Origin of the sequence: Paenibacillus jepli (assembly GCF_047238105.1) — a bacterium.
Classification (GTDB): Bacteria; Bacillota; Bacilli; order Paenibacillales; family Paenibacillaceae; genus Paenibacillus_D.
In genome coordinates, this window is sequence record NZ_JBDFMD010000001.1 from 2,323,079 (window position 1) to 2,338,012 (window position 14,934).

The following is a 14,934-nucleotide window of genomic DNA, read 5'->3' on the forward strand; positions in this document are numbered from 1 at the left end:
TCACCTTTGCGTTGGAATGGAAGCCTCACTTGGCAACTATATTCCACTTACCCGTCTCAGACGAAAGAAACCAGATTACTGCCACTTTTGAGACCATCTTCCTATGCCGGTGCCTACTAAGTCCGCTCGCCGCCTCCGAACCGCCCTGCATAAAAGGATGCCGCCAGCCAACCTGCATCAGGTTCGCCGGGACATCCCCTCCGGTGTTATTGAGCGTCCATCAACCGGTCATAATTGGTTTGATAGATCTCGACAATTTCTTCGATATTCATCCGCTTCAGCTGCTCGACATAGGCATCCCATTCGGCTTCGATGTTGCCTCTCATCACCCACTGGGTGAACTGGCTGTCGATATAACCATTCTCCTGCAACAGCTCCGGCTCGAGAACCGCCAGCCGGTTCACGTCTTCCTCTTCCATCATCAGTCTCGGGTATACCTCCTCCGGCGTAAACGGATCATACATCTCCACCAGCTCCCGCTTCTCCTGCTGGGATGGGCGGCGCTGGATCAGGTCGCCGATGATATAGACCGCTCCCGGTCCTGGCGTCTCCTGGACCCGGAAGGCCGCCTCCGCCGTACCGTCCGGCGGCCAATGCAGACCAATCTTGCCATCGTCTGTATCGTACAGGTGACTGCCGAACGGGCCGAAGGCATGCTCTACGCTGGTCCGCTCTTCATAGACATGATCGATCCAGCGCATCGTCAGCTCCGGGTACGGATTCTGGTTCGTGATGGCAAATGACCCCACTGTCGTTCCACCCGGTTGTCTGGGCCATAGCTGATGCCCCTCCGGACCCTTGAGCGCCGGTATCGGCACATAGTCCCAGTTCTCCCGTTCCTGGCCCCACAGCACAGAGCGGCTCCACCCGAACAATACGCCTACCGTGCGCTCTTCGGCTCTTATTTTGGCATCATAAACCGTCCCTTCCTGCGAGAAGACCTCCGGATCGATCAGTCCTTCCGCATACAGCTGGTGCAAGTAACTGACGTAAGCTTTGTACTCCGGCTCCATCGGCGTGAAGTATACCGTGCCGTCTTCGACATGGAACCGGTTGGAGCCTGTGATCAGCTTGCCGAATGCACCGGTCAACGCTTCGACGCCGCTGATGGAGTCACGCGTCCTAAAGCTCATGGGGATCTCATCGGCTTGGCCGTTGCCGTTCAGATCCTGGCCTTTAAACGCTTTCAGTACCTCATACAGCTCATCCGTAGTCTCCGGAACATCCAGCCCGACCTGGTCCAGCCATTCCTTATTGACAAACATGGCCGCGCTTGCCTCTGCAGCCGGATCGAATTCATTGACATGCGGCAGGGAGTAGATGTGACCGTTGGGCGCCGTGATCAGGGCTTTGATATCCGGCCGTTCCTCCAGAAACGCATGCAGCGTCGGCGCATACTCGGCGATCAGATCCTCCAGCGGGATGATCAGCCCTTCTGTACCATACTGTACAACTTCATTGTTGGTGAGCACACCAGTACCATAGAAGGCATCCGGCAGTTCGCCGCTGGCGAAGATGAGATTTTTCTTCTCGGTAAAGTCCGGCCCCGTCGCTGTCGTCCATTGGATCGTCATGTTGGTTTTGTCCTGCAAGTCTTTGAATACCTGCATCTCGCCAAACGGCTTGACCGCATTCGCATTGCCTTGGGCGAAAAACTCCAGTTCAATCGTCTCTTCAAGCGGAAAGGCGCTTCCTGCATCTACATCCGGTCCCGACCGGACGTTGTCCGACGAGCAGGCAGTAAGTCCGAGCAATAAAGCCATGCCTGTCAATACCATGGGTTGCTTGCGCATGTATTTGTCTCCTCACGTTAAGTTTTGGCCTAGCTCTAGCCTTTGATAGAGCCGATCATAACCCCTTTTATAAAGAACCGCTGCACGAACGGGTAGAGGATGAGCACCGGCAGACTGGACACGATGACGACTCCATACTTGATGAGTTCGGAGAAATCCTGCTGAGCCGCCGCATCCTCGACGTTCATCAGCTCTTGTGCAGAATTGCGCACCAGGATCTCTCGGAGCACCATCTGCAGCGGATATTTCGACTCGTCGCGCAGATAGATCAGGGCTGAGAAGTAGGAATTCCAATGCACCACCGCACTGAACAGCACCATGACGGCAATAATCGGCAGGGAAAGCGGCAGTACAATCCGTAGGAAAAACCGGGTATTATTGCAGCCGTCCACCTTGCTCGCCTCGAGCATCTCGATCGGGATCGTCGACTCGAAATAGGTTCGGACCACGATCAGATGATAGACGCTGACGGCATTGGGAATGATGAGCGCCCACATCGTGTTCAGCATCCCCAGATCGCGGACGATCAGGTAGGTCGGGATGATCCCGCCCTGGAAGAACATGGTGAAGACGATCAGCAGCGTGATGATATTGCGCCCGGGGACGTCCTTCCTGGACAAGGCGTATCCGCCGGTCATCAGCAGAGCGACATTGATACTTGTACCTACCACTGTGTAGAGGGCCGAATTGCGGTAACCGTTCCACAGCGCTTCGTGTTGAAAGATTTTGCGATAGCCCTCCAGTGTCATATCGACCGGCCAGAACCAGACTGCCCCGGTATTGACTTTGACAGGATCGCTGATGGAAGCGATGATGATAAAATAAAGCGGATACAAAACGATGGCCAGCACGACCAGAAAAAACGTCACATTGAGCGTATCGAACACCCTGTCGCCCTTGCTCCGGTTTTTGAGCATCCGCGGGGCACCTCCTCTACCATAAGCTGGTCTGATTCAGCTTTTTGGCCGTAATATTAACCGCCAGCAGCAAGATAAAGCTGATCAATGAATTGAACAAGCCGATCGCGGTGGAATAGCTGTACTGCGCATTGAGCAGGCCTGCTTTGTACACATAAGTCTGAATGATCTCCGAGGAGGAGATATTCACGGCATTTTGCATCAGATACACCTTCTCGAAGCCGATGCTCATGAACTGGCCGACGTTCAATATGAGCAGGATCATCACGGTCGGCATGATGCCGGGCAAGTCGATATGCCAGATACGCCGCGCCTTGGACGCTCCATCCATGACAGCAGCTTCATGAAGATCGGGACTGACGCCAGCGAGAGCGGCGATGTAGATGATCATGCTGAAGCCGGCATTTTGCCACACGCCTGAGAAGACGAATACCGTCTTGAACCACTCCGGCGCAGCCAGAAAGAAGACAGGCTCCAGCCCGAGCAGCATCAGCACCTGGTTGAGAATGCCTTTGCCTGGCGACAAAAACAGATATAACATACCTACCATAACTACAACCGAGATAAAATGAGGCGCGTATGTCACGGTCTGGATCAGCTTGCGGAATCGCTGGCTGGTGAGTTGGTTGAGCAGCAATGCCAGGATGATAGGAATTGGGAATAAGGCGAGTTCATAGAGGCTGATTAACAGCGTGTTCTGCAGCAGATTCCAGAATTGATAAGACGAGAAAAACCGTTCGAATTGCTCGAAGCCGACCCAGGGGCTGCCGGTGATCCCTCTGGAGATCGTATATTGCTTGAAGGCGATCTGCACTCCGTAGATCGGACCGTACTGAAAGATGGCGAAATAGATCAGTGTCGGTAGCATGAGCAGGTAAAGCTCATAGCTTTTGACGATTTTTTTGAGCATGGTTTCCCTCCTGCATGGGACAAATCAAGGTCATGACCGGCCATGCGTGGCACACCAGGAATGAGGAAGCGGCCTCCGCCGCTCCCTTCACGTATCGGATGAGGGCGGTCATGCGTGTACGTATCAGATCTGAACGATGCGGCCTTCACTTGCAGATACATAAGCGGCGTCCAGCATCTGGATGGTCTTGAGATTATCCTGGGCGCTGTTGGGCGCCTCCTTGCCGCTCTCGACCGCCGCGAGCAGCTGGTTCAGTCCCTCATAGGTAGCGGTCTCTCGGGAGACGGCATTTTGCCACGATTGGACGGGATTCTGCTGCCCGCGCTTCAGCAGCTTGATCGTGCCATGCTCGACGTGAAGCGTCCCCTCCTCGCCGATGACGATCATCTCCGTCCGGTTAAAGATCGACGAGAAGCTCTGGACATAGGTCATGACCGCATCATTGCTAAAGGTCACCTGCACCGTGGCATCCGTCTCCCCTTTGCAATCCACGGCGGCGGAGGAGCGGTTCAGGCCGTGCACGGACTTGGCGTCAGCCCCGAGCAGCAGCCGCACGCCGTCGAACCAGTGGATGCCCATGACCGACAGCGCGTGGCGCTCGCAGTCTACCCGCCAGCCGCTATCCTGCCGGAAGAAGAGATTGGTGAAGAGCACCGAGGTCACCTTGCCGATCGTCCCTTCGGCGACGATATCGCGGGTCACCTCAAATGGAAAGTGGCGTCTGAAGTTCTGATTGACCGAGACCGGAACGCCGTGTCGATCCGACAAATCCACAATCTGCTGCGCTTCGGCAAGCGTATCCGAGAACGGCTTCTCCACGAATACGGGCAGACCGGCCGCCAGCAAAGGCTCGATAATACTCTTGCGCAGCGGCGACGGCGTACAGACGACCGCGACATCAACACCGCTCTTAGCGATGAATTCCTCCAGCGAGGTGTAGCGTTCCGCCACGCCATATTTGTCAGCCCGGGCCTTCAAGGTGTCCGGGTTCGGATCGCAGAGTGCGGTTACCTGCACCCGCTCCGGATGCTCCTTGTAGCCTTCGAAATGCAATTCACTGACACCGCCGCCGCCGATGATACCAACCTTATACGTTTTCAACCTTCCCCATCTCCCTTAGTTCATAGTAATCGCCGCGAACCGGCGAATCTGTTCGGTAATGGCCTGCTCCACCGGCAACCGCTCCATGCTCGACGCGCCGTAGAAGCCGTGTACCTCCTGTGTCCGCTGCAGCACATAAGCCGCATCCTCCGGCTCGGAGATCGGTCCGCCATGGCAGAGCACGATCACATCCGGATTCTCCGCCCGGGCGCCGTCGGCGATCCGCTGCACGGCAGCCGGCGCTTCCTCCAGCGGGATCGACGTGTGGGCGCCGATCTTGCCCTTGGTCGTCAAGCCCAGGTGGGCGACGATGACATCCGCTCCCGCCTCCGCCATCCGCCGGCCTTCCTCTTCATTAAATGCATACGGCGTCGTCAGCAGGTCGCGGCGCGCGGCCAGCCGGATCATCTCGATCTCCTTGTCATACCCCATGCCTGTCTCTTCGAGATTGGCGCGGAACAGCCCGTCGCACAGACCGACGGTCGGGAAGTTCTGGACGCCGGAGAACCCGGCTGCTTCGACTTGGGAGAGGAAACGCTCCATGTCGCGGAACGGATCCGTCCCGCACACGCCGGCAAGGACTGGCGTTTCCTTGACGGCAGTCAGCACTTCGCCGGCCATCTCCATGACGATCGCATTGGCGTCGCCGTAAGGCATCAGCCCGGCCAGCGAGCCCCGGCCCGCCATCCGGAATCGTCCGGAATTGTAGATGATGATCAGATCTGCGCCGCCCTGCTCCTCGCACATCGCCGAGATGCCTGTGCCTGCCCCGGCGCCGACGATGGGCCGGCGCGCGGCAATCTTCTCGCTCAGCCGTCCGATGATCTGTTGTTTCTTCTCATGCATGTCGTCACCCTCCTCCCTGCTTGACCCTGTTAGCCATACCCGCCTTCATGAAGTCAATACATTCATGCAGCCCTTCCTCGACACCGCCGCCGCTCTCCTCGTCCGCCGACATCCAGCCGGTGTAGCCGATCTGCCGGATCGCGGCGAAGATGGGCCCAAAGTCAATCGCTCCGCGGCCCAGGATCTGAAAGTCGCCATCCGCGAAGTCCTTCATATGGAAGTTGTCGATGAACGGGGCGAAGCTCGTGATGATCTCCGCTACTTCGTCGATGCCGGACTTCACGAGATGTGCCGTGTCCACGGTCAGGCCGACCAGTGAGGGATCCTTCACGGCCCCGAAGAACAGGTCGAAGTCGCGCCGATGCATGATCGGCTGGCCGTGATGGTGATGCACCGATAGCCGCAGACCATGCTGCTGCGCTTCTTTGCCCATCTCCTCAAACGCGGGTGCAAAACCTGCGATCTCCTGGTCGGACAATCCTTCGCGGCGCACGCCGTGGCAGTAGACGATCCGCTCCACGCCGATCTTGGCCGCAAAGGCGTACAGTCTCCGAAGCTGCTCTTTACTGTCCCCGTGCGGCAGGGCTCCACCGGCGATAAGGGCGGACGCCACGCCCTTTTTGCCTTGGTAGCGCCCCAGGAACGCTTGCGGATCCTGCAAGTACGGCTCGTACTGCCCCCACTTGAGCTGCAGCCCGTCATATCCTGCCCGCTCGTACCCGTCAAACAGCTGGGAAGTCTCCTGGTCGTCTGCCGTAGGTCGTGAAAATGCATACTTTATCGTCATAAGTGCTGAATCAACTCCTGTCTATTGGGGCATTCGCGTCGATCAGGTCCAGAAGAGTTGTCACCGCATAATCGGCGAATGCCTCGTCATTTATCGCTAGCTCTAGCTTCTCTAACCGGATGTGCGGACGCAGACGGGTCTGCAGCGATCGTACAAAAGCCGCGTCCGCTTCCGGCTGGTGGAAGCGCTCTCCAGATGCGCCAAGCAAGGAGTAGCCGAGGGCCGGGATGAGTACTGCGGTACGATCCTTTGCCGCATTCAGCTTGCCGGCGAAAATCTCTCCCAGCTGTTCGTTTTCCTCCACATTGGTCCGCATCAGTGTAACATTGGCATTCCAGACGTACAACAACCGGTCGCGGTATCGCTCGGGAACCGTGGAAGCCGCCCCGAAGTTCACCATATCGATGCAGCCCGGCACGACGACATGCGGGATGCCTCGACGCCCCGGCGCTTCGAGCCGGGCATCGCCTGCCGCGAATACGCCGCCGCATAGCTGATCCGCCCACTCCGTCGTCGTCATATCCAGCACCGCCGCGATCCGGCCGTCCTCGACCAGCCCTTCCATCGTCTCGCCGCCGACACCGGTACAGTGGAAGACCAGACATTCGTACCCCTTCGCCTCCAGCTGCTGCTTGCAGCGTTCCACCGCTGCCGTCGTATTGCCGAACATCGTAATCGCAATGATCGGTTTCTCTTCCTGCTGCCGGGACAGCGGCTGCTCCATCATCCCGCCTACTGCTGCTGCAGCCTGACGGTAGATCAGCTTGCTGACGCTGTTCAATCCGGCTACATCAACGACGGAAGGGATCATCACGATATCCCTTGTCCCCGCGATCGGCTTCGTGTCGCCGCTGGCCGCTGTAGATACCAGCACCTTGGGGAAGCCGACCGGCAGCTTCCGCATGACGGCAGAGATCACCGATGTGCCTCCGGTGCCGCCCATGCCCAGGATACCGTCGATGCGACCTTCTCGGGATAGCTCCATTACAAGCTCCGCAGCGCCTTGCGCCATCGCGGCAAGCGCCCGGCCGCGGTCCCCCGCCTCTCGCAGTGCCTGCCTGCTCGTGCCTGCGCGCCGAGCCACTTCATCCGCACCCCAGTCCGGATGGATGCCCCTGGGCTCGCCCGCTACGCCGATGTCTACCGTAACGACCTGATGGCCGCGGCTCAATACCAGTTCACGAACATACCCATAGTCTTCACCTTTCGTATCCAATGTGCCGATGAGCAGCAGTTGCTTGGATGGATGCATAGGTATCGACCTCCCGATTCCATTACTCGCCGATCGTCTCTCGATCGACAGCCGAATAGGCAATGATCATCCGGCATGGCTCCCAGCTGGTGACCTTGGCATGATGCGGGACGCCCTGCGGGATGCGGAGTGCCATCCCCGGCTTGAGGTGAAACGTCTCGTCTCCGAGCGAATGCTCGCATTCTCCCGAGAGGACGAAGATCACTTCCTCGCAGTTCGGGTGGATGTGCCGCGTATTCTCATCTCCGGCATTGATGTAGACCATCCCAAACGTCATCTCGCCATCCGGATCGATCTCTTGTCCATAGAGCCAGGATATCTTGCCCCAACCCATATCTACGACATGCTGTTCCTCATTCAAGTCAGATGGTTTTACCATGCTGTTCCTCCTTCGGGTGTCATTGATTCACCTTGGCATGTATCACGTGTCAGTGTCGTAAGATGAATATAGGGTTATTCTAATTCAACTTAGTAGAATTTACAACAACTTTATTGAATTTTATTCTCTGGAGTTAAAAATAGACCAAGGTAAAGTGGCCGCCGCTTGTTTTGACGACGTAAAAAACCCCCTGCTTGATGGGGGTTGGCGGGGTTGGCGGGGTTGGGCGGGGTTGGGCAGACTCAGCTCCAGCAACTGGCAACCTTCAACAAACGGTTCGGACAGAACAGCGCCTATTCGAAACAAAACCCTGCTTAGCGAATGGCGAGCGGACTTACGATCCGTTATTTGCTGATATTAAGCCTATTAAGCAATAATTTGACCTCATTAACGTACCCTCTGTCCGCAAGTACAGCTAATAACACGTCAATGCTCGAAACAGAGTCTACTGTGTCCTATCGTAGTGGTAAGCCCTCTATTTCTGCCCGGACAGGGTCAAACGGCTATCGCCGTCTTTGGCGGTGCAGCGCGTTTCATTCCATAGAATTCTAAGCTGAGTATGAATGTGAAACTTATACTTTAGAATTCAAAAAAAGGATTTGCCCCTGCGGACAAATCCCCCTAATCGTTCAACCTGCTTTCTCTATTTTAGTTGCAGCCGTTTGAACGATCCGACTGTCATTATACATCCCGTTCGTCCATATCCACACCTGATCGCCAGCTTCTACATCAACCTCCAACTGATTGGTTGATACGCGATACATCGGAGGGTCATATTGCTGCAGGATTTGCCGAACGGTCTTCCCTGTCACGTCTTCTTCCGTTAATCCCGTCACGACGGTGAGGGATGAGGCATCCTTCTCCAGGACAATCCCATCGATATCCGCAGGCTCAGCCGGCTGGGTCTGAGCACTGCATCCGGCCAGCAGGATCAGAAGGAAGAGAAGAGACATGGGTCTCCAACGATTGGGTACGATTACGGCACCTCCCTTATATTGGATAACCTCTAGACGCAATGGATACTTATAATGTTTCGGCTGGTGGTCGGATGCTTTGGACGTTACGCCCCTTTGCCATCAGTCGCCGCATCCTCCTCCCCCACACCGGGACCTCCCGGACCATCATTCTACATCCGGTCTTGGATACCCTTCCTGCGTTTTGCCTCCTAATCCCTTCCCCCCGCTCCTACTTCATCCGTATGCCCGCCGGCAGTTTCAGATAAGGCGCTTGCCCCTTCTCCCAGCCCGATTCGATGGTTCCGTACGGGGTAGGCACCTTGCCGCGGATATGGTCGAGTCCCGCGAAAGGCTGGGGATCGTATGAGACGACTTCGTATCCAGGCTCAGCCGGCCTTATGCCCAGCACGCGAGACATCACCCAGTGCACCGGCGTGCTTGCCCAGCTGTGACACAGACTGATCCGGTAGGAACCGTAAGCCGTATAGGTCGTCAGCGCCTCGTGAAAATCGCCCGCATGCGACAAGGTCACGCTCTCCCAGCAGGCTGTTGCGCCTTCAGCGAGCATCCTGCCCCACACGGTGCGAATCGTCTGCCAGGCCTGCTCCTGCATCCCGAATGCCGAATAACAATCGGCTAGCCAATAGGCCGACAGCGGCGTGATCGGATCTGCCAGGACCACCTGCTCCAAGCATGCGCGGGCTTCCCTCTCCCCTACGTAACCGGACATGATCCCCAGCAGCTTGGTAATGAGCTGCTCGCCGCCCAGAAATGCCTCCGCCCCGATATCCGGCCATCCCCATGCCGGCATGTCCGCCAGTTCCGGCAGATAGGCTCTGAGCCGAGCCATGTTCTCTCCGGTCAACCGCAGCAGAGCTTGCATGCACAGCCGGGTCTCTTCTTGCGACATAGGCACCCACTCGATAAGACCGGCCTCCTCGCTGGCAAACGCTCGGGTCTGGTCGTCAATATGCCGTGTCACCAAAAGCGCATGCTTCCTGAGGTCCTCCTTGACCGACAGGATAAAGGACCGGTCCCCGGTATGCAGGTAATACTCCCACAGATTATTGATCCACCAAAGGGTATAAGCAGGAATGCCATTCATCCAGCGGTCGCCGGGCGTGCCTGAGCCGAGCTCCACGATCGATCGCCGCAGCACAGACAGATCGTCCCATAACAAGTAATCCGCTTTGGCAGCCAGGTAAAAGTCGTACGCCCAATTCAGCCGGTCTCGCTTGATGCCGTCCCATAAACCGATCTGGTGGCAGATGCGGTTGGTATGCACCGACATCTCATAGATCCGCTCAAGCTCTTGCAGTCCGGTGGTCAGCTCCCCGACGCGCGAGAGCGGCACGACGACTTCTTCAGGCAGCCATTCGACGGCGAACGGCTGAGCCTGCTCAGCCAACATGCGTATACGTACATAACGCATTCCCTGCGGAAGGGTGAACTGTTCTCCCCGCCCCTCCAGCTGAACCACTTCTGTGATTACGCCTTCATAGTGCTCCAGTTCGGGCAGCGATTCGGAGCCGTGCCAGAGGATCGTCACCGGTGAGTCGGACGCATTCCGCAGCCGGAAACGGACATTGGTTACGCAACCCAGGTCCAGTATGCAAGTGGGGATGCCAGACAACGGCAACTCACGGACAGCCGCTGCCCGCTCCCGCCATTCCGTCTGCTTGCGGACGTGGTAGAACAGATGCAGCTCTTCGCGCCGAGGCTCCGGGATAGCGAAGTCGCCGCCTGCGGTACCTTCCATCCGCATACCGTTCTCACGCCCCAGTACATGCATCCCGCTAGCATCCATTACGACCGCTCCCGCAAGCTCCGCAGTCCTGAGATCGCCGAAGCCGCCCGCGACAAACCATTCCGGCCCTCCTTCCACATCCCCGTATGGCTCCTCTCCCAGCCGACATACCCGAACGGCAGCCTCGCCTTCCTCCGTGCGCCAAGTCTCGTCCGTGCCCAGCCAGTAATCTTCCCCTTGCAGAAATGCGATACAGCCTACGGTCCGTTGTGCAAGATGCACATTGACAGAGGCGATCGGCATGCTCTTCTCGCAACGAATCGCCATACGTATCGTATGTTCTCCCGCAGTGAGCATATCCGGGAACCCTGCCACGCTCGTAAATGCGCACACATTGGCAGCCTGCTCTGTCATCGTCCCCGCCAATTGTCCATCCAGGTAGACGACCGCTCCCCCAGTCAGCGCGAGGTGAAAGGTCGCCTTGGTCACAGGTCGGTCTAGCGTAAAGGTCTTGATCAGCTCCACTTCCCGATCATCGCTAAGGCGACGGCTCCATATCCATTCTGGCAGCTTGTTCTTCATCTCGTGTTCTCCTTCGATAGCAAGTCATTTCTGATGATCTCCCGCAAGTCTTGTTCGTCTCCCTGCCCCTTGTCTTCGTCGCAATCCCCACGTATTATTTCTAGTAGAGCAGTCCCGCAGGACATTCGTGTAGCCGCTATGCCAGCTTTGGAAACAGCCCGCTGCGGATGACGTCGCCTGGCTCGAATGCCTGGCCGTCGGTGCAAGCATGGCCTTTGCCGTTAAACGTCGTTCCGTCCTCCATATAGATGATCGCCAGCGCCCGGCGCGGTCGGTCGGTTGCATTGGCGTGCGCATAATGGAACGTCAATCCGTCATGGAAGGTGCAGCTGCCGGCTTTCATCCGGACGATCGCCGCCGTGTTGCGGTCCAGCCCCGCTGCGCCTTCGTCGCTGAAGATATCTTCCGGGTTGACCAGGTCGACGCCTTTGAGGTTCTTGATCTTCTGCGATTTCGGCACGAACATCATGCAGCCGTTCGTCTCATCCACGTCGTCAAGCGCGATCCAGATCGACAAGGCGCCGGTCTGGGTCATCGGCCAGTAAGGATAATCCTGGTGCCAAGGCGTCGGCTTGGAATCCTGAGGCATCTTGAACAGCGCATGGTCATGGAATAACCGGATGCCGGCGTAGCCCGTCAATTGCTTGGCCGCATCGGCGAACCGGCGGGAGAGCACGAATCGGGCCATTCCTCCATGATCGCGCCAGGTATTGACCCGTTGATTCAGCACGTTATAATAAAGGTCGCCAGCACCCGATGTCTTGATGCTGCGGCCGCTTTCGACGCCCATTGCTTCTTCCAGATGCTCGCGCAATTCCTGGAGCTCTTCCGCAGAGAGGATATCATTGACCTGGACGAAGCCGTTTTCCCTGTAATACTGCACCTGTTCATCCGTAAGCTTAATCGTCGTGTCGAGCATTGCCATCACCCTTTTTGATTATATTGTGAATCTATGCCTTACTATACGGGTGATTGGCGTTTCTATCTTGGCCTATTGACTAAAAAAAGCGGGCGATCCGCCAAACCTTGCACATCCGAAGGAGGGGTATCTGTGACGATTGTTACTGGCGCGTTTTATTTCAAAGAGGAGCGCTTTCCGTTCCACATCGACCGATACTGCATTAAGCCGGAAGAACATGTCTCCCCGCACACTCACGATTTCGTCGAACTGGTGTTCATCGAATCCGGGAGCGCGCTGCACGAGATGGCGGATCACCGTTACACGCTGCAGGAAGGCGATGTGTTCGTCATTGAGCCGGACGTGTTCCACAGCTACACCGGGAGCGGCGAGGAGACGGTCCTGTATAACGTCTTGTTCGACCCTGACTTCCTGCGCGGCGATCTCGCTTCACTCCTTCATTTGCCTGCGTTTGTCCAATTCTTTTACCTGCTTCCGTTTCTGCGGCGGAACGCCTCTTTTGTGCCTTACCAGCCCTTGCATAACGAACAGTACGCCGTGATCCTCCAGCATCTGGCCGCCATTCATCAGGAATACGTCAGTCAACACGAAGGGTGGCAGCTGCTGGTCAAGACCCGGTGGATCGAGTGTCTCGTCTTGCTGAGCCGGTTTCTGAAGGACAAGCCGCACAGGGAGACCGCGCCCCTGATCGATGACGGGAACTGGATCGCCTCGATCCGCCATTTCATCGAACAGCATGCCAACCAGCCGCTCACGCTGGAGCAGATGAGCCGGCTGTGCGGGATGAGCGTTTCTGCATTCACGGCCAAGTTCCGGGCGGCGACAGGGAGCAGCCTTGTCGATTATAAACATCAGATCCAGATCCGGGATGCCTGCAGACTGCTGATGGAAACAGACCGGAAAATGACGGATATCGCCTATACCGTCGGGTTTGGCGACATCAGCTTCTTCAACAAAATCTTCAAAAAGCATCGCGGCATGACGCCAAGAGAGTACAGACGGCAGGCGCAAGGGTCGGTCTAGCGCTGCAAGGGTCTAGCGCCCGCATTTTTCTTCCTCTGGTCAGAGGACTATAATAGAGAGACAGACTTGCAAAGGGGATACGGAGCATATGGATAAAAGTACGTTGTCGGAGACGGTTACCGTCTCGCAAGGTCAACTCCGGGGCACCCGCCTGCCAGAGGCGGGCGCGATCGCCTGGCTGGGTGTGCCTTATGCGAAGCCGCCGGTGGGCGAGCTGCGTTGGAAAGCGCCGCGAGATGCAGATCCTTGGCGCGGCATCAGATCCGCACGGGAGTATGGCCCCAGCAGCATGCAGCGTGGTCCGGAGGGCATCCTCGGCAGCGAGGACTGCTTATACATAAATCTATGGCGTCCGGATCATGAGCAGTCCGGCCTCCCTGTCCTCGTCTATCTGCATGGCGGCGGCAATATCGGCGGCTCGGGACGGGACTTCCAGGGCGCCGGGCTGGCGCGTGCGACCAACAGTATCATCGTGACGGTGAATTACCGGCTCGGCGTCATGGGGTTCTTCCGGCATCCCGCACTCCGCACCGGCGATCCGCTGGACGACTCAGGCAACTACGGGCTGCTCGACGTGATCCAGGCACTGCGCTGGGTACAGGCTAATATCGCAGCGTTCGGCGGTGACCCGGGCAAGGTTACCCTGGGCGGTCAGTCGGCTGGCGGCAGGAATGCACTCGCCGCTTATCTCTCGCCTTTGGGCCGCGGACTGTTCCAGCAGCTGTTCATCCTGAGCGGCGGCATGACAACCGCGGACTGCGAGCTCGGCGAGGCAAAAGCCCGAGTGATCGTGACTGACTTGGCGATCAAAGCCGGTGCTGCAGCTGCGGAAGCCCAAGACTGGCAGTCGGAGCAATCCGCCGAGGTGCTCGCCGAGTGGCTGTACCGGCAGGAAGCCGCCGACTTTGTGGAAGCGATCCCGGATACGGGGCTGCGGATGTCGGCCTTTCCGCACCTGTTCGAGGACGGCGTCGTCATCCCTTCCGGCGGATTCGCTGCTCTTGGCGATAGCGGGCCGCCGCTGCCCATCGTACTCGGCAGCACAGCGACGGAGTTCTCCGGCTTTGCGCTGGCCGCTCCCCGCTTCGCAACGCTTGCTCAGGGCAGCGACTCCCCCGAGGAGCAACAGCGGCGGGCATATGAAGCTGCAGTTCAATACGGGAGCGAGCTCTATGCCGCTTTCAATGTGGAGGAGGTCGCCGAGCGCTTCCTCCGTGCGAACCCCGACATGGCGATCTTCGGTTACCGGTTCAGCTGGGGGTTGCGGGACGGCGTGACTGAGTTGCATTACCGGTTTCTGTTGGGTGCCGCCCACGGCGCAGATCTTCCCTTCTACACGGGAGATTTCTCAGAGGTGATGCAGAGCTTCCCGGGAGCGGTCATCACGGCAGCCAACGAGCCCGGACGGATGGCGCTCATTTCTTGCATGAGGGGCTACTTGAGACATTTCCTGCATACGGGGGATCCGAATGGCGAGGCGCTGCCTCCCTGGACACCCTGGAGCGGCGACCGCGGGACGGCCCGTATCCTCAGGCTCGATGCGACAGCACGCGAAGCAGTTGTACATATGGACAAGAAGCTGGTGCGCGAGGACATTCTTGCAAGGCTGGAAGCCGACGAACGGTTGCAGCCGGATCGGCTCCAGGGGCTGCGTGCGGAGCTGTTTGCGGGGCGGTTCTTTTGGACAAAAAGATGAATGTGAACCAGTCCATACGGAAAGGA

Annotated in this window: 13 protein-coding genes; 2 read left to right on the top strand and 11 right to left on the bottom strand. The window is 57.7% G+C overall.

Features of this window, described 5'->3' with window-relative positions:
- Window positions 1-206 precede the first annotated feature (206 nt).
- The 11 genes from ABC336_RS10255 to ABC336_RS10305 all read right to left on the bottom strand — a co-directional run bounded on the left by ABC336_RS10255 (window position 207) and on the right by ABC336_RS10305 (window position 12,195).
- Window positions 207-1,793: an extracellular solute-binding protein gene (locus tag ABC336_RS10255; RefSeq protein WP_413238576.1), complete on the bottom strand. Its 1,587-nt coding sequence runs from the start codon at window positions 1,791-1,793 to the stop codon at window positions 207-209.
- A 35-nt stretch (window positions 1,794-1,828) separates the two neighbouring features.
- Window positions 1,829-2,710: a carbohydrate ABC transporter permease gene (locus ABC336_RS10260; protein ID WP_413238577.1), complete on the bottom strand. Its 882-nt coding sequence runs from the start codon at window positions 2,708-2,710 to the stop codon at window positions 1,829-1,831.
- Window positions 2,711-2,726: 16 nt separating this feature from the next.
- The gene (locus tag ABC336_RS10265; protein ID WP_413238578.1) at window positions 2,727-3,620 is read right to left on the bottom strand and encodes an ABC transporter permease; all 894 of its coding nucleotides are present in this window, start codon (window positions 3,618-3,620) and stop codon (window positions 2,727-2,729) included.
- A 123-nt stretch (window positions 3,621-3,743) separates the two neighbouring features.
- Window positions 3,744-4,721 carry a Gfo/Idh/MocA family protein gene (locus tag ABC336_RS10270; RefSeq protein WP_413238579.1) on the bottom strand — a complete coding sequence of 326 codons (978 nt, stop codon included), beginning with the start codon at window positions 4,719-4,721 and terminating at the stop codon, window positions 3,744-3,746.
- A gap of 15 nt (window positions 4,722-4,736) precedes the next feature.
- Entirely contained in the window at window positions 4,737-5,567 is an 831-nt protein-coding gene (locus tag ABC336_RS10275) for a phosphoenolpyruvate hydrolase family protein (RefSeq protein WP_413238580.1), read from the bottom strand.
- Window positions 5,568-5,571: 4 nt separating this feature from the next.
- Complete coding sequence (locus ABC336_RS10280) at window positions 5,572-6,354, bottom strand: sugar phosphate isomerase/epimerase family protein (RefSeq protein ID WP_413238581.1); 783 nt, start codon at window positions 6,352-6,354, stop codon at window positions 5,572-5,574.
- Between the two features lie 10 nt (window positions 6,355-6,364).
- A complete protein-coding gene (locus ABC336_RS10285) occupies window positions 6,365-7,606 on the bottom strand; it encodes a Tm-1-like ATP-binding domain-containing protein (protein WP_413238582.1) in 1,242 nt (413 codons plus the stop codon).
- Between the two features lie 22 nt (window positions 7,607-7,628).
- A complete protein-coding gene (locus tag ABC336_RS10290) occupies window positions 7,629-7,985 on the bottom strand; it encodes a cupin domain-containing protein (RefSeq protein ID WP_413238583.1) in 357 nt (118 codons plus the stop codon).
- Between the two features lie 629 nt (window positions 7,986-8,614).
- Window positions 8,615-8,938 carry a DUF3221 domain-containing protein gene (locus tag ABC336_RS10295; protein ID WP_413238584.1) on the bottom strand — a complete coding sequence of 108 codons (324 nt, stop codon included), beginning with the start codon at window positions 8,936-8,938 and terminating at the stop codon, window positions 8,615-8,617.
- A gap of 232 nt (window positions 8,939-9,170) precedes the next feature.
- On the bottom strand, window positions 9,171-11,270 hold the full coding sequence (locus ABC336_RS10300; RefSeq protein WP_413238585.1) for an alpha-L-rhamnosidase C-terminal domain-containing protein: 2,100 nt from the start codon (window positions 11,268-11,270) through the stop codon (window positions 9,171-9,173).
- 136 nt (window positions 11,271-11,406) lie between these two features.
- Window positions 11,407-12,195 (bottom strand): phytanoyl-CoA dioxygenase family protein, encoded by a 789-nt coding sequence (locus tag ABC336_RS10305; RefSeq protein WP_413238586.1) that lies wholly within the window; start codon window positions 12,193-12,195, stop codon window positions 11,407-11,409.
- 126 nt (window positions 12,196-12,321) lie between these two features.
- On the opposite strand from ABC336_RS10305, the gene ABC336_RS10310 reads away from it, so the two are divergent.
- The gene (locus ABC336_RS10310; RefSeq protein ID WP_413238587.1) at window positions 12,322-13,212 is read left to right on the top strand and encodes a helix-turn-helix domain-containing protein; all 891 of its coding nucleotides are present in this window, start codon (window positions 12,322-12,324) and stop codon (window positions 13,210-13,212) included.
- Window positions 13,213-13,300: 88 nt separating this feature from the next.
- Window positions 13,301-14,908: a carboxylesterase family protein gene (locus ABC336_RS10315; RefSeq protein ID WP_413238588.1), complete on the top strand. Its 1,608-nt coding sequence runs from the start codon at window positions 13,301-13,303 to the stop codon at window positions 14,906-14,908.
- Window positions 14,909-14,934: the final 26 nt, after the last annotated feature.